The sequence below is a fragment of the Virgibacillus sp. AGTR genome, assembly GCF_016919725.2.
In the GTDB taxonomy this organism is placed as follows: Bacteria; Bacillota; Bacilli; order Bacillales; family Amphibacillaceae; genus Virgibacillus; species Virgibacillus salarius.
In genome coordinates, this window is the sequence record NZ_JAJERH010000070.1 from 1 (window position 1) to 22,145 (window position 22,145).

General features: G+C 35.5%; 18 protein-coding genes. 9 read left to right on the forward strand and 9 right to left on the reverse strand.

Annotated elements, in window-relative coordinates; translation table 11 throughout:
- Nucleotides 1-114 precede the first annotated feature (114 nt).
- Genes JUJ52_RS18645 through JUJ52_RS18660 form a run of 4 tightly spaced genes read left to right on the forward strand, consistent with a single transcriptional unit; the run spans nt 115 to nt 4,623 of the window.
- Nucleotides 115-1,578: a DUF6382 domain-containing protein gene (locus tag JUJ52_RS18645; protein WP_228089104.1), complete on the forward strand. Its 1,464-nt coding sequence runs from the start codon at nt 115-117 to the stop codon at nt 1,576-1,578.
- Nucleotides 1,578-2,420 (forward strand): PP2C family protein-serine/threonine phosphatase, encoded by an 843-nt coding sequence (locus tag JUJ52_RS18650; protein WP_205389582.1) that lies wholly within the window; start codon nt 1,578-1,580, stop codon nt 2,418-2,420. Before JUJ52_RS18645 ends, JUJ52_RS18650 begins: the two co-directional genes overlap by 1 nt.
- A 7-nt stretch (nt 2,421-2,427) precedes the next feature.
- On the forward strand, nt 2,428-3,231 hold the full coding sequence (locus JUJ52_RS18655; protein WP_205389583.1) for a serine/threonine-protein kinase: 804 nt from the start codon (nt 2,428-2,430) through the stop codon (nt 3,229-3,231).
- Between the two features lie 21 nt (nt 3,232-3,252).
- A complete protein-coding gene (locus JUJ52_RS18660) occupies nt 3,253-4,623 on the forward strand; it encodes a type VII secretion protein EssB/YukC (protein WP_205389584.1) in 1,371 nt (456 codons plus the stop codon).
- A gap of 320 nt (nt 4,624-4,943) precedes the next feature.
- Here the strand turns inward: JUJ52_RS18660 and JUJ52_RS18665 are convergent, their stop codons facing one another.
- The 3 genes from JUJ52_RS18665 to JUJ52_RS18675 all read right to left on the reverse strand — a co-directional run bounded on the left by JUJ52_RS18665 (nt 4,944) and on the right by JUJ52_RS18675 (nt 9,624).
- Nucleotides 4,944-5,789: a methyl-accepting chemotaxis protein gene (locus JUJ52_RS18665; RefSeq protein WP_026683206.1), complete on the reverse strand. Its 846-nt coding sequence runs from the start codon at nt 5,787-5,789 to the stop codon at nt 4,944-4,946.
- Between the two features lie 14 nt (nt 5,790-5,803).
- The gene (locus JUJ52_RS18670; protein WP_226983618.1) at nt 5,804-7,183 is read right to left on the reverse strand and encodes an amidase; all 1,380 of its coding nucleotides are present in this window, start codon (nt 7,181-7,183) and stop codon (nt 5,804-5,806) included.
- A gap of 716 nt (nt 7,184-7,899) precedes the next feature.
- A complete protein-coding gene (locus tag JUJ52_RS18675) occupies nt 7,900-9,624 on the reverse strand; it encodes a glycosyl hydrolase family 18 protein (protein ID WP_121605857.1) in 1,725 nt (574 codons plus the stop codon).
- 483 nt (nt 9,625-10,107) lie between these two features.
- Between JUJ52_RS18675 and JUJ52_RS18680 the strand changes: the two genes are divergently transcribed.
- Nucleotides 10,108-10,695, forward strand: coding sequence for an ABC transporter ATP-binding protein (locus JUJ52_RS18680; RefSeq protein ID WP_051388482.1), 588 nt, complete (start codon nt 10,108-10,110; stop codon nt 10,693-10,695).
- A 424-nt stretch (nt 10,696-11,119) separates the two neighbouring features.
- Here the strand turns inward: JUJ52_RS18680 and JUJ52_RS18685 are convergent, their stop codons facing one another.
- From JUJ52_RS18685 to JUJ52_RS18705, 5 genes are all read right to left on the reverse strand, one after another.
- Nucleotides 11,120-11,866: a MerR family transcriptional regulator gene (locus tag JUJ52_RS18685; protein WP_026683209.1), complete on the reverse strand. Its 747-nt coding sequence runs from the start codon at nt 11,864-11,866 to the stop codon at nt 11,120-11,122.
- Nucleotides 11,867-11,933: 67 nt separating this feature from the next.
- Nucleotides 11,934-12,692, reverse strand: a complete 759-nt coding sequence (locus tag JUJ52_RS18690; protein ID WP_026683210.1) for an ABC transporter permease — start codon at nt 12,690-12,692, stop codon at nt 11,934-11,936.
- Nucleotides 12,689-13,639 carry an ABC transporter ATP-binding protein gene (locus JUJ52_RS18695; protein ID WP_205389585.1) on the reverse strand — a complete coding sequence of 317 codons (951 nt, stop codon included), beginning with the start codon at nt 13,637-13,639 and terminating at the stop codon, nt 12,689-12,691. The genes JUJ52_RS18690 and JUJ52_RS18695 overlap by 4 nt, the downstream gene beginning before the upstream one ends.
- Before the next feature lie 420 nt (nt 13,640-14,059).
- Complete coding sequence (locus JUJ52_RS18700; RefSeq protein WP_026683212.1) at nt 14,060-14,389, reverse strand: hypothetical protein; 330 nt, start codon at nt 14,387-14,389, stop codon at nt 14,060-14,062.
- A 39-nt stretch (nt 14,390-14,428) separates the two neighbouring features.
- Complete coding sequence (locus tag JUJ52_RS18705) at nt 14,429-15,175, reverse strand: hypothetical protein (RefSeq protein WP_205389586.1); 747 nt, start codon at nt 15,173-15,175, stop codon at nt 14,429-14,431.
- Nucleotides 15,176-16,182: 1,007 nt separating this feature from the next.
- Between JUJ52_RS18705 and sipW the strand changes: the two genes are divergently transcribed.
- The 3 genes from sipW to JUJ52_RS18720 all read left to right on the forward strand — a co-directional run bounded on the left by sipW (nt 16,183) and on the right by JUJ52_RS18720 (nt 19,128).
- Nucleotides 16,183-16,740 carry a signal peptidase I SipW gene (gene sipW, locus JUJ52_RS18710; RefSeq protein ID WP_318279823.1) on the forward strand — a complete coding sequence of 186 codons (558 nt, stop codon included), beginning with the start codon at nt 16,183-16,185 and terminating at the stop codon, nt 16,738-16,740.
- 80 nt (nt 16,741-16,820) lie between these two features.
- The gene (locus JUJ52_RS18715) at nt 16,821-17,414 is read left to right on the forward strand and encodes a CalY family protein (RefSeq protein WP_026683215.1); all 594 of its coding nucleotides are present in this window, start codon (nt 16,821-16,823) and stop codon (nt 17,412-17,414) included.
- 46 nt (nt 17,415-17,460) lie between these two features.
- Nucleotides 17,461-19,128: a M4 family metallopeptidase gene (locus JUJ52_RS18720; protein WP_205389587.1), complete on the forward strand. Its 1,668-nt coding sequence runs from the start codon at nt 17,461-17,463 to the stop codon at nt 19,126-19,128.
- A gap of 266 nt (nt 19,129-19,394) precedes the next feature.
- Here the strand turns inward: JUJ52_RS18720 and JUJ52_RS18725 are convergent, their stop codons facing one another.
- Entirely contained in the window at nt 19,395-20,621 is a 1,227-nt protein-coding gene (locus tag JUJ52_RS18725) for a helix-turn-helix domain-containing protein (protein ID WP_166530369.1), read from the reverse strand.
- A 448-nt stretch (nt 20,622-21,069) separates the two neighbouring features.
- On the opposite strand from JUJ52_RS18725, the gene JUJ52_RS18730 reads away from it, so the two are divergent.
- Entirely contained in the window at nt 21,070-21,447 is a 378-nt protein-coding gene (locus JUJ52_RS18730; protein WP_121604583.1) for a winged helix-turn-helix transcriptional regulator, read from the forward strand.
- The last annotated feature ends 698 nt before the right edge of the window (nt 21,448-22,145 follow it).

A 22,145-nucleotide genomic window follows, 5' to 3' on the forward strand; every position in this document is an offset into this window, starting at 1 on the left:
CTGGACGACTTTAAGAATAACATTTCTAATCGTTTTCCATTTATTTATGCTGTAATACCAGGTGTTGTAACTTCATTTTATTATATGTATTTGGCTTAAGGGGGAGAATTTCATATGAGTGAACTTTATCAGTTTCATATAACTTATGAACAAGCAAATGGAATGTATATGAAACTACGAAAAACGAAAGAAACAGGGTTTGAACAACGAGATTTTGATAGCCTGCAATTAAAAATGATTCAAGCTAATCATATTCCAAGATTGATTCCGATGAGCTTTGAAGACATCAATGGTCGTAGTACGGTATACTATCGAATTGAAGGCTTGAGAAAGTTACGGCCAATTGTGAAAGAAAAGCCATTAACAATGCAAGAGTACTATGCCTTGTTTATAAATATTATTCAGGCTTTACAAGATTCAAGCAATTATATGCTGAATGATCAGCAGTATGTTTTGCATGAAGATTTTATTTATATTGGCAATGGATATCATCAAGTGTACTTAACATATCTACCAGTGAATGAAATAGCGAATAAGCCATCGATGTATGAGGAATTGAAAAAATTAATCTTGAATATGGCTAGTGAAGTACAGGGGTTAAAAGGTGTTCAATTTAAGATGATTCTCAGCTACATTAAAGACCCTGGCTTTAGCTTGCAAGGACTTAAGCAATTATTAAGTCAATTACAAGGGACACAGCAGCAGCAATCAATAAATAATGAGAATGAAGATGCGAATGCCGAGCAAGATCAGCAGACAACGATCATGAAAAAAGTGAAAAAATTACCACCGCTTACTAGTAAGATGAAAACATATTCCATTTTAATAGGGATCTTAGCCTTGGCAGTTATATGGAAGCTTTATGAAAGCAGTCCAAATTCAATTATGTTCGGAGTTTCATCCGTTTTAAGTGTAGGAGTAATTGCGGGTGTGTACGTATATTGGAAAGTTTGGCGTCCAGGTGTAGAGCCTACCATTATAGAGAAGGAAGTAAGAGTCAAAAATAAACAGCGTAAGAATAAGTCGACTATAGCGAAGAAGACGAGTGAAGCTACGTCAGAACATACGAATGATTTACCAGCACAACAAGATAGCGCTATTTCGTACAATCAGGAAGTAGTTAATCAAGTCTTTGCGCAACAGAGTGAAACTGCTTCTACGCTACATACAAATAGTGAAGCGTTAACTACGGATACGTCATCCATATCCTCTAATCAACGAGATCAAACCATGCTATTGGATGAAGAGGAGCTACATGGTAAAAAGTTACCGAAAGTAAAGAATTATCTTCTTGTTAAAAGAGAAGAAGCTGATGAAAGTATTGAATTAGAAAAGGATAACTATATTATTGGTAGAGCTGAAAAAGGTACAGATTATGTGGAAAAAAGTGTAGGTGTCTCTCGTTTACATATTGAGCTTGTTAAACTTTCAGACACGTATGGTATTAAAGATTTAGGATCAAAAAATGGTACGTATATTAATGAAGAAAAGATTATTCCATATAAAATACATGAATTAAAAAATGAAGATGAAATCCAAATTGGTAAGATAATTTATTCGTATAGGGTGTCTAAATAATGAATGCAACGAAGGGTATTGATTTTGGATTATTTACGATGAAAGGTCCAGATAAAAAAATAAATGAAGATTATATTGAATATACTTCGAGCTATCTTAACCAGAATGAAGAAGCGCATATTTTAATTGCTGCTGACGGGATGGGGGGGCATACGTTTGGAGATATAGCAAGCTTCTATGCCGCCAATTATATCTTAAAATGGTGGAGAACTAAGCTGATTAAACATGATAATTCAGAACGTTTTTTAGAAGATTGCCAAGACACAATAGCTGGTATCTTTCATGTAATTAATCAAAAGCTAATCGATATAGGTAAACGAGAAGATCATCATTTAGGAACGACATTAAGTGTGCTAATTATTGTGGGTGATCAATATCTTATTTGTCATGTAGGTGATACGAGAATTTATCGAGTGCGAAAAACAATAGCTATTCGTTTAGAGGAAAGTGACGACACTATTGATTTGGAGCAGTCCAAGCGTTTTGTACAGCTTACTAAAGATCATACTTGGGCAAGAATGCAGGTGGAGAATGGGGCCTTGTCGGAAAGAGAAGCAGAGAAGGATGATAAGTCTCACTTATTAACACAGTGTATGGGAGTTAAAGGAGAAATAGATCCATTTGTCTCTATGAACGCATGTTCGGAAGAAGAACATTTTATCTTATGTACGGATGGTCTATACTCTTTGTTTACAAAGGAGGATCTCCATAAGCAATTTCAAGAGGGTTTAGAAAGAGAACATTCCTTACAAAAAATAGCGGAGCATTTTTGTAATCTGGCAAGAGATGCGAACTACCATGATGATGTATCTGTTCTTATTTTGGGACGTAAAGGAAGATAGATGAGTCATGAAGGTTATCAAGAATCATCGTATTAATGGCAAATACAGAGTAAAAAGCTTTTTTCGTGAAGGCGGAACATCGCAGCTTTATGAAGTTGTAGGTCCGAAAAAACAAATAGCAGTATTAAAAGTAGTTAAACAACCTACGACATTGTTTACGAATCAAATTACCAATGAAGCGAAAATATTAGCAGCTATCGATCATACGAATGTTCCGACATTATTTGATATTGTAACGATTCAGGATCATTATAAAGCAATTATCATGGAAAAATTCAATGGTACGAATTTAGCTGATTTCATAGAACAAAGGAATAGAAGATTTCAATGGGATGAAGTACTCGAAATTGGCAGGAAGATAGCTGATATCATCCAGGTTTTCCACAGGAAGCATCCTTCTATTGTTATACGAGATATAAAGCCTTCTAATATTTTATTAACGAAGGATAATACCATTCATTTAATAGACTTTGGAACTTCCGTTTTTGAAAATGAATCACAACGGTCATCTGCTTTGGGTACAATAGGATTTGCTGCACCGGAACAATTTGAGAAAGGTGTTATTGATAAACGCTCTGATTTATTTTCTTTAGGTGCTACATTATTTTATCTCATTTCTGATGGAGAAAATATATATACCATAACGAATAAAAGTATATTAAATGAGCGCGCTCCAAAATCCTTTGTAAAGGTTATTTTGAAGTTGACAGAGACGGATGCTGAGAAACGATTTAATTCCATTGAACATGTAATAGCTGCACTAAAAAAAGTAAAATTATCTTGGAGAGAGCGGACGAAAAAGTTTGGCTAATAAGAAATAAGGGGTGATATGGTGACTGACCGATTTGAAATAAAAGATGGAAGCTTAAGGAAGACTATGGATACTGTAACCTTCGAAATAGCGAAGGAAAAGACGAATATTTTAGCAGATGAACAATTAGAAGAGTTAAAAAGAGACAGTGAATTATTTTTAACCTGCAGACAATATAATATTGAAGAATCGATGGTTCAAATCCATTATCAAATTGATCATGGATTCAAGTCCTTAACTAGTTATGTATCATCAAATAGGGAATTTAAATGTAAATTAGCACGTAGTATATTAACGGTGGACAATTTATTTGGAACACAATACACAACCTTAGTTCATCCAGATAATATTTATGCTAATAATGAGGGAAACATAAAATTTGCCCATCGAGGTATACGATCTGTATTACCACCTGAGGAATATACATCATTCCAATTACTTCAAGATTTAAAAAATGTATTTTTGTATTTATTCACTACTGGTAATACGGCCACACATGCAATTGATCAAGATATAGTCCAGCGTATTCAAGCAGCGGCCTCAATAGAGCAATTAAGAAAGGCACTGGAACCTTCTCAGGTGAATCAACAACCTATTACGAATAAATTTGAAGATAAAGAAAAAATAGCTTCAAAAAAATTACCATCCTTAAATCGTTCTAAACTGAAGGTAGAAAGAAAATCGTTAATTATCGGTGTAACTGTTGGTATTTTATTAGGAATGCTATTTGTCTATGTTGGCAAGGTAGTACCAAGCACGAAGGCTGCTTCCGCTACGACTAGTGAACTTGATGAGCAACAGGATGAGAATAAAACATTACAAAAAGAACTAGAACAGAAAGAAGCAATAATCAAAGGATATCAGTTCGTTATTTCTGGTGAGACGGAAGAAGCCATAGCTGCATTGGAAAATGTCCAATCACTTGATGAGAATGCTAATAAGGTACTGGCAGGACAATATATCCAATTGAATACATTAGAAAGCTTGTCCAAGGCTTTAGATTTGAACAAGTCTTATGAGGCGGAAGTAGTGGTAAAATTATTAGCCCTTAATAATGAGGAAGCAAATCAAAAAATTCTTTCTATTAAATCGGATCAACCACAAGTTAAGATAGAGCAAGCGTGGTTAAATAAAGACTATAAGCAGGTATTGGAAATTTATAAGGAAATCGCTGATAATAACCGGGCAAAATCTTTAGCCGCTCATAGTTATATTCAAATAAATAAACCGAAAGAGGCACTTAAAATTGCCAAGGCATTAAAAAATAAAGACCTGCAAATAAAAAGTCTACAAAAAGAAAAAGAGCTGATTAAAGCTAATGACGCTTTAGATAAAGATGAGAAGAAGAGTAAAACCGAAAACATAGATAAGCAAATTAAGAAGCTGAAGTAAAAAGGTTTTATCCCATACATAACTGGCAGTAAGGCCCCATTTCAAGCAAAAAAGTGAAACCAATATGGATAAGTGAGCGATCGACTGTCAGTTAAGTGTCCGATTGTTCAAAAGCCTTTAGGTCATACCCTTGTGGTACGAACAATCAGTGGGGAAACAAAACCCCCACTGATTGAAGTTTCACGTTACGTGGTCATGTTACGGTTATGCAAGCACCAGACGAGAATGTCTTTGTGTTAGTAGGAAAATAATCTTTGCTGTAAAGAAAATAAGAAAAAAGCGTCCTTACATACTATTCTGTAGGGACGCTTTTTTCATTGTCAGTTATTTGTTAATACTTCAATATGCTTCTTAAGCTTATTCGTCATTTCGTTTAATTCCTCCGTCATTTGTGAGAAGGTTTCTGCTTCTCCTTCCTGACTTTGAACTGCTTGAGCTATATCAGATAATTGCTCAGTAGTCTGTTCAATATTTGACATGATCTCTGCTAATACATTGCTGATTTTATCGGTAGCTTCCGAGGAATCCTGAGCCATTTTCCGTATTTCTTTAGCAACGACAGAAAAGGTTTTGCCATGTTCTCCAGCTCTTGCTGCTTCAATCGCAGCGTTAAGCCCGAGTAAATTTGATTGCTCGGAGATTTTATTAATAAATCCAGTAACATCATGAATTTCACCCGAATTTTTTTCCACATTTTCCGAGTGGGCGGCTATTTGTTGGACGGTTGCGGATAATTCTTCTGTTTGTGAAAGCATCGTATGGGCTTTTCCTTGTACATTATCTGCTAGCTCTTCCAATGATTGAATAATCTCAAGAAATTCATATTCTTGATCTAAGCTAATGCCAATACCAATACAGCCAACGATTTCATTGTTATCAAAAATGGGGATACCTACGCCTTTAAATGGTGCCCCATATTCGGGTGGTGTTTTGATAACGGTTCGTTTACGATTTTTAATTACTTGACCAAACAAGTCATGTTCAAAAAAAGGATCACCAATAGCTACTTTGGCATCCAAGGTTGTGCCTGGAGCGTAGTATAAATACTTTTCTAAATCGACGATGCCGATTAGGATGTTTTCGTTTTGCAAAAGCTCTTTGATTAATGGTCCAAGCTCTACTACCTTTTTAAGGATTTCTGAATCAATTTGAATTGATGTTTGCATGATTTCACTCCATTCTATATGTTTTCTGCGATAAAGGATCGCTGCTTATAAAAATCAGAAAGACAAGCTTCTTCAAAAGCGAAGCCTGCACGGATTAATAATGGTTCTTGATGATATTTACTAACCAATTGCAGACCGATTGGTAGATTATCAGTTGTTGTACCCACAGGAATGGATAAGGCTGGATGTCCTGTCAAACTAAATAATCGTGTAAATCGAGTCATACATGTGAAAATATCTTCCTCCAATCCATCTGTTTCAACATGTTCAATTCCGATTGGTTTAGGGCTTACAGGTAATGTTGGCGTAGCTATCAAATCAATATCCATTAATACATGATCAAGCTGATTAATAGCTTCTTTTTGTATATTTAAAGCCTTGATATAGTCAGTAGCTCCAATTGCTGTGCCATTTAGTAGGTGAGCTTTTACATCATTTCCGTAGTCATCCTGTTGTGTGTGTAGCGTAGTCTCGTGAATCGATGCACCTTCTGCTAAAGCAATGGTAAAAACGCTGTTGCTTGCAGCCTCAGCAAATGGAAGTTCAATATCAATTAAAATAGCACCAAGCTTTTCTAGCTCAAGTAAACTGTTTTGATAGGCTTTTGTAATTTCGGGTTCCACGTGGTCAGTGAAGAAATTAGTAGGTACACCAATGCGCATACCACGAATATCACTTTTACAATGTTCGCTATATCGACGGTCGGTTAATCCTTCCATGATAATGGCTAAGTCAGTTACATCTTGTGTTAATGGACCAACGTGATCCAATGACCAAGAAATACCCTTGATTCCTTTTGTACTTATGTTATTAACGGTAGGTTTTAAGCCGACTACACCACATGCAGATGCAGGGATACGAATTGACCCACCAGTATCTGTTCCAATCGAAGCAAGACCTAAGTTAGCAGCTACAGCTACTCCTGATCCACCACTTGAACCGCCAGGGATATGATCTGTTTTCCAAGGGTTCTTTACACTGCCGTAGAATGGATTGGAAGAAGTGATACCAAAAGCATATTCGTGTAAGTTATTTTTACCCAAATTAATAGCTCCTACGGTTTCTAATTTCTGTACAACATAAGCATCCTCTTGGGGAAAGTATGCTTTATCTATATGTGAACCGTTTGTTGTTCTAATTCCTTGTGTATTAATTAAATCTTTATAAGAAATTGGAACCCCCTGCAAAACAGATGATTGATAACCCTTCATCCAGTTTTCTTCCGCAAGTTTAGCCTGTTTTAAAGCATGTTCATCAGAAACAGTAATAAAGGCATTTAATTTCTTATTCACATGTTCGATTCTCTCTAAAAATAGCTTTGTTATTTCAGTAGGTGAGAATTCCTTATTCTTATAACCTATAAGTAATTCTGATATCTTCATTGTTTTTACCATTTAAAATCCTCCCTCGATGTCACTTACTATATCGGATCTCTATGCATAAATGTTAATTAGAAATATCTTTCATAAGCTATATAGGGGAAGCGATTTTATTGTTAAAATGCCCGATTTTATAATGATTCGGTGCAAAGTATAGACAATAGAAATTTTTGTCTTTAGTAAAGAAGGGAATAACACGTAGTGTATTTTTCCAAAAGGAGATTTCTTCCGCATTTAAAAGCCATTTAAAATAGCCATTCATGAAATGAAGGTAAAGGCGACTCGACAAATCAAGCTCAAACCCGAATACTGCCTGATGATCCTCAAGTAACTTAAAGGCATCACAAATGATATTTGTAAAAAAGCATGTTCACATTGGAGGATACTTCTGCACCGTTTAGTAGAGGACTCTGATGTATTGGTCTTTGCAGTTTAAGCAGTTTCGATACACACCCATCTAGATAGGGGATTTAACTTTTTTCTAATACGATTGATTGATCATCGACTGTCCTATCTGTTGGTGGCACCATTGGCCAAATTGCATCAAGCAGGTCTTCTCTTGTAAAGGTCTGTGATGTGTAACTTCAATCAGTGGAGATTTTGTTTATCCTCACTTCCCCATATTGGTTTCTCTTTATTGTTTGAAGTGGGGGTCTTACTGCCAGTTATATGCGGAATAAAAAATATCCCACGGAGAATTGCTCCGTGGGATGGATTGGGATTACTGAGGGTTACTTACAGTTCTCAACTACCTTCCATGGTCCCCAGTCACCAGTTGTTCCTGGTTCATCGCCTTTTGTCCACCATTTGGCTTCATATATATTGCCATTATGTTGTACACGATCTCCGCCAACGTACGTGTCTCCTCCATTCCAAGCAGGATAATCACATGTTCCTCCTTGATCACTTGTAGAGACAGTCAATGGGGCGGCTGAATAAAGCTTTCCATCCGCATCCTTTGAAGAAACGGTAATCGTATAAGAAGTACCTGACTGTAGGTTTTCTAATTTTGTAGATAATGATGCTGTTGATATTTCTTGATTATTAAATTGAATGACATATTCCACAATAGAAGAAGATTCTGTAGGAGCCTCCCATGATAGATCGATGCTAGACGCTGTTACATTACTAGCATTAACATTCTGCGGAGCTAATGCAGGTGGATTTGGATCTCCTCCATCACCTGTGAAATTTAAGTTGTTTGCCAATGTAGTCACTAGCGTTTGATTTACATCTCCACTATAGTCCCAAAACATAGCGCCTGCAAGTCCTTCAGACTTAATGAAATCTGTTTTATATCCAAAGGATTCTTCATCATCATACGTTATAAAATTTCCGTTTGAAGCATTATATAAATAAGGTACCTTTGCTTTGTCATTCCAATATCGTTGGTAACCATTCTTATTTATATAGTTATCTTCTAAATCGCTAAAGTCAAAAGTGCCATTTTCCCAAGTTCCTTCTGTTGCCGGTGAACAATTCTGATATTCTCCATTATTAGCTGCATCACAATCGCTCCAACCTCTACCATAAAACGGTGTTCCTAAAACTAACTTATTAGCTGGAACTCCATCATTTATATGTCGTGTCACAGCGCTTTGTACGTTAAAGGTATCTGCTTTAGGAAGACCTGCAGCTTCTGCGGCTGGATCAAAATAAAGAGGTGCATTATGACCGCTTTGTGTTTGCCATCCACCGTTAAAGTCATACGTCATAATATTAATCCAGTCCACAATGTCTGCAATTTGACCTAGTTCATTGTTTTCAACATATTCATTACTTGCACCCGAAGCAATAGTAAGTAAATACTCTGTTCCATCTTCTGCTTCAGCAGCATCTAATTTCTCACGAACCTCTTGGAGAAGTAATACATAGTTTTGTTTATCTTCTGGACGTGTACTATTTCCAGGTAGCCCACCACTAACAGGATATTCCCAGTCAATATCAACGCCATCAAAACCATAATTTCGAATAAAGTCAACTGCTGAATTGGCAAATTGCTCTCTTGTTACAGGGTCAGCAGCTACATCTGAAAAACGGTTCGACCAAGTCCATCCTCCAATAGAAATTAGAGTTTTTAAATGGGGATTTTGTTCTTTTAGTTTAATAAGTTGCTTGAAATTTCCTTTTAATGGGTCATCCCAATTATCACCTGGATTTGTTTTTTGGGCATCAATCCAAGGATCTCCCATTACAATAGTTCCATTAGGGGCGTCCATATTGCCATTCTCATCCTGACATGCCCATGTTTGTGGATTTGGTCCAGCAGGATCAGGGTTTCCGTGTCGACCATCCCAGCAAATATCTGCAAATGCATAGTTGATATGACTTACCTTCGAAGCATCCATATCCCATACTTGATAGTCTCTACCATATGCTGCCCATGATGGATAGTAGCCAATAATTTTGTAATCGTTTGTCTCTGCTGCTTGAATGAAACTATTCTGTGTTGGCATGCTTGTAAAGACGAGTAAACCAAAGATGAAAAAAATGAAAAACTTGTTTGCTTGTTTTAATAGATTCACTACGATAATCTCCCTCTCTTTTTAAAATACATAATGAGAAGCGCTTTCATAGTTTTGTAAAATCCAACATGCATGTTTTGGTGTATATCTATCATATTTGTTATAACAAATATTTTCAAGTTAATTAACAGAAATATCTAAATTTTGATTCAATAGACCTAAGTTAAGTTTTAACTTTGATAATTGTATTAATATTTCGTCATTAACAAATGAAATAGGGGAAACTATTAAGTAAAGAATCCTAGTATTGTAAAACCGGATAATTCATTACACAAGTTATTAATTGTAATATCAATTAATAACTTGTAATGATGAATCGTTTTATATATAAATTTTCGCCCTATGTATATATTCCTAAGGCAATTGTGCTATAGTTTAAATATATTGAAAATTATAAAAAATAGAGGGAATGAAGTGCAGAAGTTAGGATGTGTAAATGTAAGTAAGGTTTTTAAAGGAGATGGTGTGGAAACATTTGCTCTGGAGAAAATTAATACCTGTTTTGTTGAAGGAGAGCTTGTTGCCATTGTTGGACCGTCAGGCTCTGGGAAATCGACATTACTTAGCTTGATTGGAGCACTGGATGTGCCTTCAGAAGGAGAGATAATCTATAGAAACGAATCTATTCATAAATATAGTCAAAACAGGTTAGCCGATTTTCGGTTTGAGCATATTGGTTTTATCTTTCAACAATTTCACCTATTACCTGCATTAACAGCCCTAGAAAATGTAATGTCTCCATTGTTTTCACGAAAAGTTTCCTGCAACAAAAAAGAAAGAGCAGAGTCTTTATTATCACAAGTGGGTTTAGCTGATAAGCTCCATGCTTTACCTTCACAGCTATCAGGAGGTCAGCAGCAGCGTGTAGTAATTGCCCGTGCATTAGTACATGAACCAAGTTGGTTACTAGCCGATGAACCAACAGGGAATTTAGATACAGATACAGGCGAGTTGATATTTGTTTTCAACGTCTGTGATAACACAACGATAGTTTTTGAGTAAATGCACTTCATCAATACCAAGCCATTTAGGAGTTCTAATATCTGTTTGAGCTTCAAGCTCAACTACAAAGTTGTTTCGTACAGCTTTTTCGTCAACGCCTATATCGTCTGCAACATTGGTGAATGTCTTTTCAAAACTGGTTTCTTGAATCCAATTTATTAGTCTATTAGTAACGGAACGAATTACTAGGAATCTATAATCATATTTACTCTCTTTCATATCAAGAATTTTTAAGTTTGGTAGGTTAATTATATTTTCTCCTTTTAGAATACTTCATTTTTACCTATATTATAGAAAGAAATTCAAAAAGAGCTGTCGAAACAGCCCTTGGATTTCGTAAATATCATATCTTTGGTCGAATCAGATGTAAGGGAATCAAAATTTACAAATGAATACCATCCATTTGTGTTATTTGGTATTGGTTCTATTTAATACTTGACAAATAACTAGCTGCTACTTTGTTTAGAAAATAAGTGTAACCCACTTGCCATTTCTCAAGCATATCTCTATGAAAGTCGTCAACGATGAAATGCTCTGTTTGATTTAGAAAGTCTTGCGGTGTTGATGGATGATCTTTTTTTTCTAAAAATGCTAAATGTTTCTTTACACGATCCAAAACTTTTGAATTATTCGGAGAGAAACCATCTTGTAAGAACTGAATCATATCTTCATTAAATGACTGTGCTTCCATGGCAGAGTCATTCATTGATTCCACATCAATTGTTTTATTCGACAAGTCAAAGTCATATTCTTTTTTCAAGTGTTCATTTTGGTCTTTTAAGACTTCTTGCCATTCTTCTTCAGTTTCAAAACCTTTAAACATAGTTTCCATATCTATATCGACTCCTTCTTTAGCATTTTTAAGAGAGGAATTGATTGTTTTGATTAGACCTTTAAAACGATCAATTTTTTGTTCTAGTAAATATTTTTGCTGAATCAACGTATTTTTCCTGTTGATTTCGCCATCTAATAATTGTTTAATTTCCTTGAGAGGAAAATGCAATTCTTTGTAAAAAAGTATTTGCTGTAATCGTTCTAAATCTTTTTTTCCATATAGGCGATAGCCGGCTTCTGTCGTTTGCTCCGGAATCAAAAGACCTATTTTGTGATAATGGTGTAAAGTCTTTACTGTTGTATGAGCTAGTTTTGCAACTTCATGAACGGTAAACATTTTTTCTTCTCCTTTCAATGCTCTTTATACTAAAGTATCCTCTAAGGTAAGAGTCAACACATTTATTTCACTTTTTTCTTTGAACATCATATGTGAATTTACAAAAGGAAGTAGCTATAACGACACATAAAATAATTAATAAATAGTAGCTGATTGCGGGCGAATGGTTGAAAGTGGATTGTGATGCTCTAACTACCCAGTCAACTGGATTTATTTTTGATAGAATACTTATCCACTTTGGCAATAAATTGGTCGGCATAAAGGCAGAAGACAAGAAAATCAATGGAAAAGAGAAAAACTGCATGACTGTAATCATTGTTGTGTGCTTTTTTGTCAGAGCGGCTATTCCAATTGAAATAGCTCCAATTAAACATGAGAATAATGCTGGTGTAACAAGAAAAAGAATTGGTGGAACTATTCCCATTGGGAGTCTAAATCCCATAAAATAGCTAATAATTATTAGCAAAGTGGATTGGATCAATTGAAACGTGAAAATGTAGACTAAATCACCAATGATGAAAATCAAGTTATTCTTTGGGGCGATTAAATATCGGTTAAATATTCCTTCTCTCATATCATCTAATGTACTCATTCCTAGATATATTCCGCCAAATAGAGCATTCATGATCAAAATTCCTGGTAAAATATACGATACATAATTGGATTCTTCAAACCCACTAACGGAAGATATGCTTGAAAATATCGTGCCAAACAGCACTAGGAAAATCAATGGCTGGAACATTGAAATGATAATTGCTATTGGATTTTTAATTAGCGGTGTTAGCCTCTTTTTTGCTAATAATAAAGCGAATGCCATGTTATTCATAGTTCTGCCTCCTTCTCATTAAAGTTTGCTAAATAAACGTCATTTAACGTTGCCTGCTTCAATTCACTAAATTTAATTTCGACATTACTTTGAATTAAGTATTTCAGTAATTCAGATAAAATTTGTTGTCCATGACTCGTCATAATTGTTAATACTGTTGGTTTTATTTCATGACGAACTATCTCTTTTAGGTTAGAAATATATGCTTCTATTTTATGAATGTTGGCCAAATCCAATTTGCGATAGTGGATTTCTATTTGATCAGCAGCAAGTTTATTGATCAGCTCTTTTGGCGTCCCAATATCAAGTATCTTTCCATTGTTGATTAATGCAATTTCAGTTGCTAGGTGATTAAGTTCCTCTAAATAGTGTGTCGTTACAAAAATTGTCGTTCCTTCATCTTGAGAAATTTTTGTAACTATTTGCCACAGAGTAGTTCTCGACTCTGGATCTAATCCGGCTGTGGGTTCATCTAGTAAAAGGATATCAGGGGTATGAAGTAGACTTATCGCTATATCCAATTTTCTTTTCATACCACCTGAGTAAGTATCAACCAAATCGTTGGATGCCTGAAACAAATCAAATTGCTTTAACAGGTGTTCTCCACGTTCCATTATTTTTGTAGTACTCATGCCATACATTTTTCCGGCAATCCATAAGTTTTCCCAAGCTGTTCCTGTCGAAAATACAGTTGTTTGTTGGAAAGTGACGCCAACTTTTTTTCGAACCTTATTCACCTTGGAAACAACATCTAAATTCGAAATTTCGACAGTACCCTCATTTGGCAAGGTCAAAGTAGCTAATATACTGGTCAAAGTAGATTTCCCTGCACCATTTGGACCAATCAGTCCGAAGATAGAACCTTTTCTCACTTTAAGAGATACATTATTTAAGGCTACCTTTTTGGCAAATGATTTGCTAACATCGTTTACAGTTAGTTCATACATATTCTTCCCTCCTTATTTCTTATAAAAGGAACTATAAGCTATCCTCTTAGGGGAGAGTCAACCATCAAGTATTCCTTTATAAAAGTCGAATTGGAATGAATTTAACCAAGCTGAAGAAATGATCATACATTATTCTCATTAATACTGGTCATGTCCAGCGTAAAAAGTAAAAACGCCCAAGTGAAAACTTGGACGTGATTCTTTAAATTTGCAGATATTTTAATACAATTATGATTTCGAAAGTAAAAGTTTTCATAACGAAAACTACATTAAAAGTTAATCAGTTTCATGGATACAGAAAAAATAAATGATATTACATGCAATTTATGATTTTACACACAATTATCCGATTTACGATGCTATGAACATTAATTTATTAAATAGGGCTTTCAATACTATACTCCGAATACCTTAAATGATTTAATGTTCTTGCAGAAATTTAAATAAATCATCTCTATTGTTAGTTTTATAAACCTTGTCTTTTGTATCAAATACTATAAACGTAGGAGCTTCCTCTATTTCTTCCAATCTTGCATCTTCCATTGTTTTTTCTTGAGTAAAAGTCTTTACGTTATTTATATCATTTTCTTGTAGCTCCTCAAAAGTAATTGCGTCATCAGAAACCACATATAAAGCATATTTCCCTTCTTCGTCAGATAAAAAACTAGCATATTCCTTGTTCTCTTCTGACTCATTACAGGCAGCAAATAAAAAGCTGATTAAAATAATTATGAAACAAAACTTTTTCATAAATAACCCCTACCAATTCCATATTAGTCATTTCATGTTTTATTTATATTCATTATTTAGAGATAAATGCCAGGAATTGCTTGGGTCAGTTCTATATATATCTACATGACTGGTTTCTCCGACGTGAGGAGCCCATGCTGAAACACCTTTCGAGTTAACAGGTTCCCAATACGAAGGAGCATCAAAACCATAACTACCTGCATAACTAATGTCACGATTTATTGTTTGATTTTCGTATAGCTCATCCCTACTCTGCCCTACGGTACCTTGGATTGTATAAGGATTTGTTAAGGTAAGACTTGAATCTTGTCTATCCCAACCACCTTCAGATCGAATCAATCTCCAATAGTCGGTACCGGAATAGGTAGATTTCTCAATATATATTGTTGAGGATGCACGAACGCCATATGAGTCATCCCATTTACTATCTCCACGAGAGCCATCGTAACTGGCGATTAAATTAACTGCATAAGTTTCAGAGTTGTCACCATTAGACATGGTTCTTTTTTCTATTAATTGCGCAGTCATATATTCGGTAACATCATATTCAATGATATTACCTTTTGATGTTGTAACCTCTTTGGTGTATTTGTTTACACCAATCCCTTCAACATCTAAATCAGTTTCCCCTTTAGATGCTCTTTCCATTATTTTTTCAGCATTTTTAATTTCACTAAACTTTTCTATGCTCTTTGTAGAACTAACTTCTGCACTTCCAGAGGTGGGTAATAAAAAGGTAAAACTCAAAACTAGAGCCCATGACATAATACTAAATGTATTTTTCAAATAAAACCTCTCCTTTAGTTTAGTTAGTGATTGTTCTTTTATAAAATTAGCACAAAAAAACAAAATTTAACAAATAATGTGATATTTATGCAAATTGATGGATGAAATAAATTCCCGTTTCTTAACGTATATTTTCTGCGAAATGTTGGTGGTACCTTATATTATAATTTCCTTAACGTTGTAAATCTGGACAGCTCCTTTATTCTTGCTGCAAATGCTCAATGATTATTTATAATTCAAAAGATATAGATGAATAGAAGGAGTAATTTCCTGAATGGGGGAAAAATATAGGTCTTTTTTATCGGTGTTATTATTAGAATAATTAAAATAGACGGTTTTTTGCTAATATTCCACTACATTTTTCCCTCTTTTATCGGTAAAACCGACAGTCTATTTCATAGTAATCCCCCGATTTACATGCTAGATTTGCAGGTGTACTCTAAGTAATAAGAAGAGCAACAAGGTGTTTTAGTTATAGAAAAGTCGGGTTAGTGTACGGAAGTATCACAATAGGCTGGAAATATGTTAAAGGTATCCCTGCTTTACAAGTAGTAACTTGTTTATCCCAGATATACTGGCAGTAAGCCTCCCACTTCCAGTAATAAAGAGAAACCAATATGGATAGTGAGGGATCAATTGCCAGTTGGTTCAAGGGCCTTTAGGTGATCCCCTTGTGGTACTACCAATCAGTGGGGCATAAGCAAGATAGAATCAAATGAGAAATAGAACAAAATAAACAACGAATGGCAGAAGTACTACAAACGGTACAAGAATATTTACGATAGTCTTGCCAATTAACTGGGATATACCTACATCGAGCAAGGAGTACAAGCTATACAGAAGTCTCAAACCAATGTGAATCAGGTGGTAGACATCTAGGAAGCTGATCGACTCATTGAATTAGCTAAAAAAGTAATAAATCAACAAAAAACGAAGAAAAGGCTGCATCTCTCCAAAGATCTCGTGTCAATATCCAAATAATTAGTAAATCAAGGTGGTGAAATACTGTGAAGAAGTTGATACATCTGTTACGTAAATTCATGTCATGTTTGCTAATTGCTATGATCATTATCTTTGCATTTGCGGTTATAACTTCAAAAGTGAAAGGAGAAGAATCGACCATTTTTGGTTATCAAATAAAATCCGTATTATCTGGGTCGATGGAGCCAACCTTTCAAACAGGATCAATTATCGCAATCAAACCAGGAACAGAGCAATCAATGTACAAAAAAGGTGATGTTATCACGTTTAGAACAAAGGAAGAAAAAATGATTACTCACCGTATTGTCGAGGTCAAACAAGCAGAAGAACAGCAGGTATATACGACAAAGGGTGACAATAATGACGGTGTAGATGTGGAGCCTGTATTAACACAAAATATCATCGGAGAGTATACAGGGTTTACTGTTCCTTATGTAGGATATCTTTTAAACTTTGCAAAATCGAAAGTAGGTACAGCGGTATTATTAATTGTACCAGGTGTAATCCTGCTACTCTACGGACTCTTTTCCATGTTCCAAGCAATTAGAGGAATAGAAGATCCAAAGAAGGAGCAATCTACGTAAATGTTTCTCAATATTCGGTTAATACTCTTGTGTTTTGCAAGCATGGGGGATTAATAAATAATAAAAGGGGAGGAAGTTTAATGAGTCTGAAGAAAAAGTTAGGCATGAGCGTGGTGACTGCATCATTGGGGCTATCATTAATTGCTGGAGGTACTTACGCATATTTTAGTGACACAGAGGTAACAGATAATACGTTTGCAGCAGGTACACTGGATTTATCTGTTGATCCAACTACGATTATTGATATTACTAATTTAAAGCCAGGAGACACGATGGTAAAGGAATTTGTACTTGGTAATGAAGGATCACTCGATATCAAAACTGTGAATCTATTAACTAATTATGAAGTGGTAGACGCTTCTGGAGATAATGGAGGCGACGATTTCGGTCAGCATATTAAAGTTAACTTTATGTGGAATTGGGATAAAGAAAGCGAGCCAATTTTTGAAACTACCTTGTATGAGTTGAAAAACATGGATCCAGATGTAGTGAAAAAGGATATATGGGATCCATTATGGGAACAGCATGGTGGTCTAGATGTGGGAGACACGAATGAGCTTTGGGTAGAATTTGAGTTTGTTGATAATGGACAGGACCAAAACATCTTCCAAGGTGATCAATTAAACCTTGAATGGACATTTAATGCTACACAAACAGATGGTGAAGAAAAGTAATTATCTTTTCATTCTATTAATCTATTAAAAGAGGAGAGGATTCGTCTTGAAAAGAAAACTGATTTCTTCAACGTTGGCTCTGACAGTTGCTTTTGGAGGATTTACGACAGCGGGAACTAATGTCTTCGCACAAGAAAATGTAAAAAGTAAGATAGAATATAATGAACAATATAATACGCCTTCTTATATCATTGAAAACTGGAAAGCGCTGAATACTTTAGCTAAAGCAAAAAAACTATCTGAAAAGGAAGTTGCTTTTGCCTACCTTAAGTATCGTAGCAAGCAATTGAAATTAGAAGGGAATATGAAAGATCACTTTAAAGTGGTCGAGGAAGAGAAAGATAATGAAAATGGTACACATCACATTAAGCTTATTGAACAGCATAACGGGGTTCCAATATATGGATCTGACCATACCATTACCTTAGATGAAAATGACAATGTAAAAGCTTACTTTGGTCAAGTAGTACCTGATTTAGCAGAGAAGGACATTCCTTCAAAGGCTTCGATTTCAGGTGAGGATGCAGTCGAAATTACCAAGCAGGACATTGAGCAGGAGATTGGCAAAGTAGAACATTATGATGGAGAGGTGACAAATGAACAGTTCATTTATGAACATGATGGGAAATTTTATCTTTCGTATCTCGTAAAGGCTTCAACGTCGAAACCAGCTCCTGGATACTGGCACTACTTTATAGATGCAACGAATGGTGAGATTATAAATAAAGCAAATGCAATTGATCATGTAACTGGATTTGGTAAAGGCGTGTTTGGTGATAAGAAGAAGTTTGAGATTGCTTTAGGAGATGACGACCAATACCTTCTTTTTGATGAAACACGAGGGGATGGTGTGCATACATTTGATGCACAAAATATGGACTTCTATCTCTTCCATCTCCTATCCATATTATTAGGGTATACGGGTGAAGAAATAACTAGTGGTCATAAGTACTTTAATGATCCAGCTGCAGTCGATGCTCATGTGAATGCTGGAAAGGTATATGATTACTACTTAGAAACGTTTAACCGTGACTCTTTTGATGGAGAGGGTGCCAAAATTATTTCCTCTGTTCACGTCGGAGAAGCTTGGAATAATGCAGCCTGGAATGGAAAGCTAATGATGTATGGCGATGGTGATGGTCGTAATTTCTTGCCTCTATCCGGTGGACTTGATGTGATTGCCCATGAGCTAACACATGCAGTTACAGATAGAACTGCTGGCTTAGTGTATGAAAACGAATCCGGTGCATTAAATGAATCTTTATCCGATATAATGGGTGCAATGGTTGATCGAGATGATTGGCAGATTGGTGAGGAAATTTACACACCAGATATTGAAGGGGATGCACTGCGTTCGATGAGTGATCCTACCTCTGTACAAAATGCGATTACTGGCCCTTATCCAGATCATTATAATGACCGTTATACTGGAGAAGAAGACAATGGGGGCGTGCATATTAATTCAAGTATAAATAATAAGGCAGCTTATTTAGTAGCCGAAGGCGGAAACCATTACGATGTAACAGTAGAAGGAATTGGTAGAGAAAAAACAGAACAAATCTACTACCGAGCACTAACGAAATATTTAACTTCTACTTCTGACTTCAGTATGATGCGTCAAGCGGCAATTCAGGCAGCATCTGATCTATATGGAGAAAACTCATCAGCAGTCGAAGCAGTGAATCGGGCTTATGATGCGGTTGGAGTAGAATAAAAGAATAAATACACTAGAAAGCACTGCATCTCTAAAATGAGAGTGTAGTGCTTTTTTACAGTCTAGGAAATTATAAAATTTGCCCATTTGATAAATAGGCGTGTTGAGCCGCGTCCAGATCCAGCGTCCAGAAACGAGGCGACTTCACGAATTGTCCTAATCTAAGTCATTATCGGCTCGCAGGCTGACCGTGATTCCTTTTTCTCTGTTGACTCGCTCTAGTCGCTACGTTTCTAGTCGGGCGCTTGCGCTTTTGTTGCAGATTTTTAATGCTGATTACTTAACATATGATGTGCTAATTGGACTGCTTTATCTAATTGATTTGTTTTATCGTAATAAAAAAATAGCTCTTTTTCATAGACGTTTACAGAATAGACGTGTCCATAATTTCTGAAAAATGGTAAGGCTTGTTCTTCAAGATAGGAATAATATTGCTCTTGCTTTTCTTGTAATTTGTATAGTAAAAGAGTAAAAAGATAGCTATAGAGTAATTCTTTAAGTTCCTCAGATACAGCTAAACCTTCTTTCGATAATTTCACCAGTTCATCTTTCGTTAATAGATTTCCCTTTATACATGCTTGAATATATCCCTCTAGCGAGTTTAAATATTTTTTTGATTTTACTTTTTTTATTTTCATTGCATCCTTAAACAAGGTGGCAGCTAACTGATAATCCTCCATTCTAAAATAATCATTAGCCAAATTGTGTAAGACAATTGCTTTTCTTGTTACGGTATGACAAAGTTCACAACTCTTAATAAGCGACTCGTATTTTTTTAAGCGAGCTGTGAAATTTGATTGTACATGTTTATTTTGGATAACAAGTAGCAATGTCTCTGTATCTATAACTCGTAGAAAATTATTGGAGCTCTTGAAATAATGTAATGCTTTCTCGGCATAGGAATAGGCCAATAGGTCTGTATTATTAAAGTAATAAGAGATTGCTAAATGATAATAATAATCTGTGTTTTGATATGTATGACTGTTAATAGATTTTAATGCATTAATTGCTTTCAGGTATTCTTGTTTTCGGATATAATAAATGCCCCAAATGTGGTAAAGCAGTCCTGATTCATATGGTGAAAGTTTCTGATTTTGTAATTTTTTGATTATTTTCAATGTACCTGGATCATTTTCTTTGCTAAGTAAGAAACGAGCTTTCAGAAGTTTATATAAATTATTGTAATCGGAGATATAAATTAATTCACTTTCTTCTAGCTCTGCTGCTAAGCTATCTGCCTCTTCCTCTTGCTGCATGATAATAGACTCATGCCATTTCTCTAATTTTTGTTGGATGGCTTTAAATGTGCGAATTTCCTCATGCATAGATATGTTAAGTCGTTTCGCTAATAATTCCGTTATATCTTTTGAGAAATGCGTTTGTCCAAGCTCAATTTTACTGATATGGGTAGCAGAGCAGATATCTCTTCCCAGTTCCTCCTGTGTTAATCCAGCCCTTTCGCGGTAGAACTTAATAATTTTGCCTTCATACATCATACATTTCCCCTTCTTAAAGTAAAGATTATTACTATCTGACTTGTATTCTCCCTTCTTATAAAAATACGTTTATCATCATGTAATAGTTTCTCGGTTATGAAATAATTAATGTGAAGTATTTTTCTCCCTATTGGCAGTAAACTCCCCCATTTCAAGCAATAAAGTGAAGCCAATATGGATATGTGGTGATTGACTGCCAGTAAATGTCCGATTGATTCAAACACCTTTAGGTATCCCCTTTTGGTGCTAACAATCAGTGGTGGAATAAACAAAGCTCCCACTGTTTGAAGTTTTACTTTATCCTATTACGTATAACATTACCAAAGCCTGAGCATGTTTTCACGTAGATTTATGGTTTTCGTTTTAATCATAAAAGTTGAAATTCCATTGGTTTCCCCTTATCTTATTATCAATACGTCGTTGAAATAGAAGGAGACGCTGTTAGATGTGTAATTCATTGCGTGAAGAAATACAATTAAAATTACAAAATGGCGAATATCATTGTGAAAAGGAACTGACACTTTCCATTTTAAGTGGGAAATGGAAGGTAGTGATTCTATGGCATTTAGGTGTGGAAGGTCCACATCGATTTAGTGATTTGCAGCGATTGTTTGAAAATATATCTCATAAAACGTTATCCAATCAGCTGAAAGAACTCATAGAGGATGGTATCGTTAGTCGTAAAGTCTATCCAGAAACTCCACCAAAAGTGGAATACTCTATGACAGAACTAGGCTATACCTTATTACCAATTGTAGAATCGATGTATGATTGGGGGAAGAAACGAATCCAACAGTTAAAAGAAGAAGGAATAATAAAATAACATAAAGCTAGGGTATTAGCTTGCTTTCAGTGTGTGATATATACGCTCTTAAATTAGACAATTTATTCCCCATATAATTGATATAACTGGCAGTAAGCCCCCATTTCAAGGAATAAAGTGAAATCAATATGGATAATGTGGGATCAACTGCCAGTAAATGTCCGATTGCTTCAAAGACCTTTAGATCATCCCCTTGTGGTACGAACAATCAGCGAGGATAAACAAAACCCCGCTGATTGAGGTTTCACTTTATACATTAAAAAACCAGTAGTCAGTATAAAAGGCTGGTTATATCAACCTTTCCTAGTAGTCTGTGAAATTATAGGAAATGATTAAATTAGACCATGTGGATAAATAGGCGCGTGTTGAGCTGCGTACAGCTCCAACGCCCAGAAATGAGGCGACTTCTCAAATCACCCTACTCTAAGTCATCATCGGCTCACAGGCTCATTGTGATTCTTTTACTTCCGTTGACTCGCTCCTACTTTTCTATTTGGGCGCTTGCGCTTTTGTGCTAAGTTAAGAAAGTATAAAATCAGTGCAATGACTGCGTTAAGCCAAGTAGTTGTTTTGAAATTTGATGTATATTGGCAATGCTCCGACTAATTACTTCGCTTTCCGCGGGCACGGCCTTAACTAACTTTGCAAAGAAGAACACGTTGCAAAGTGGATTTTCGGCTCGCGCAATTCCCGCAGGA

Coding starts and splice junctions, on each gene's coding strand:
- JUJ52_RS18655 (WP_205389583.1), top strand. CDS start 2,428: ATGAAGGTTATCAAGAATCATCGTATTAATGGCAAATACAGAGTAAAA.
- JUJ52_RS18685 (WP_026683209.1), bottom strand. CDS start 11,866: ATGTTTACCGTTCATGAAGTTGCAAAACTAGCTCATACAACAGTAAAG.
- JUJ52_RS18700 (WP_026683212.1), bottom strand. CDS start 14,389: ATGAAAAAGTTTTGTTTCATAATTATTTTAATCAGCTTTTTATTTGCT.
- JUJ52_RS18670 (WP_226983618.1), bottom strand. CDS start 7,183: ATGGTAAAAACAATGAAGATATCAGAATTACTTATAGGTTATAAGAAT.
- JUJ52_RS18695 (WP_205389585.1), bottom strand. CDS start 13,639: ATGTATGAACTAACTGTAAACGATGTTAGCAAATCATTTGCCAAAAAG.
- JUJ52_RS18715 (WP_026683215.1), top strand. CDS start 16,821: ATGAGTCTGAAGAAAAAGTTAGGCATGAGCGTGGTGACTGCATCATTG.
- JUJ52_RS18645 (WP_228089104.1), top strand. CDS start 115: ATGAGTGAACTTTATCAGTTTCATATAACTTATGAACAAGCAAATGGA.
- JUJ52_RS18730 (WP_121604583.1), top strand. CDS start 21,070: ATGTGTAATTCATTGCGTGAAGAAATACAATTAAAATTACAAAATGGC.
- JUJ52_RS18675 (WP_121605857.1), bottom strand. CDS start 9,624: ATGCCAACACAGAATAGTTTCATTCAAGCAGCAGAGACAAACGATTAC.
- JUJ52_RS18665 (WP_026683206.1), bottom strand. CDS start 5,789: ATGCAAACATCAATTCAAATTGATTCAGAAATCCTTAAAAAGGTAGTA.
- JUJ52_RS18650 (WP_205389582.1), top strand. CDS start 1,578: ATGAATGCAACGAAGGGTATTGATTTTGGATTATTTACGATGAAAGGT.
- JUJ52_RS18725 (WP_166530369.1), bottom strand. CDS start 20,621: ATGTATGAAGGCAAAATTATTAAGTTCTACCGCGAAAGGGCTGGATTA.
- JUJ52_RS18690 (WP_026683210.1), bottom strand. CDS start 12,692: ATGAATAACATGGCATTCGCTTTATTATTAGCAAAAAAGAGGCTAACA.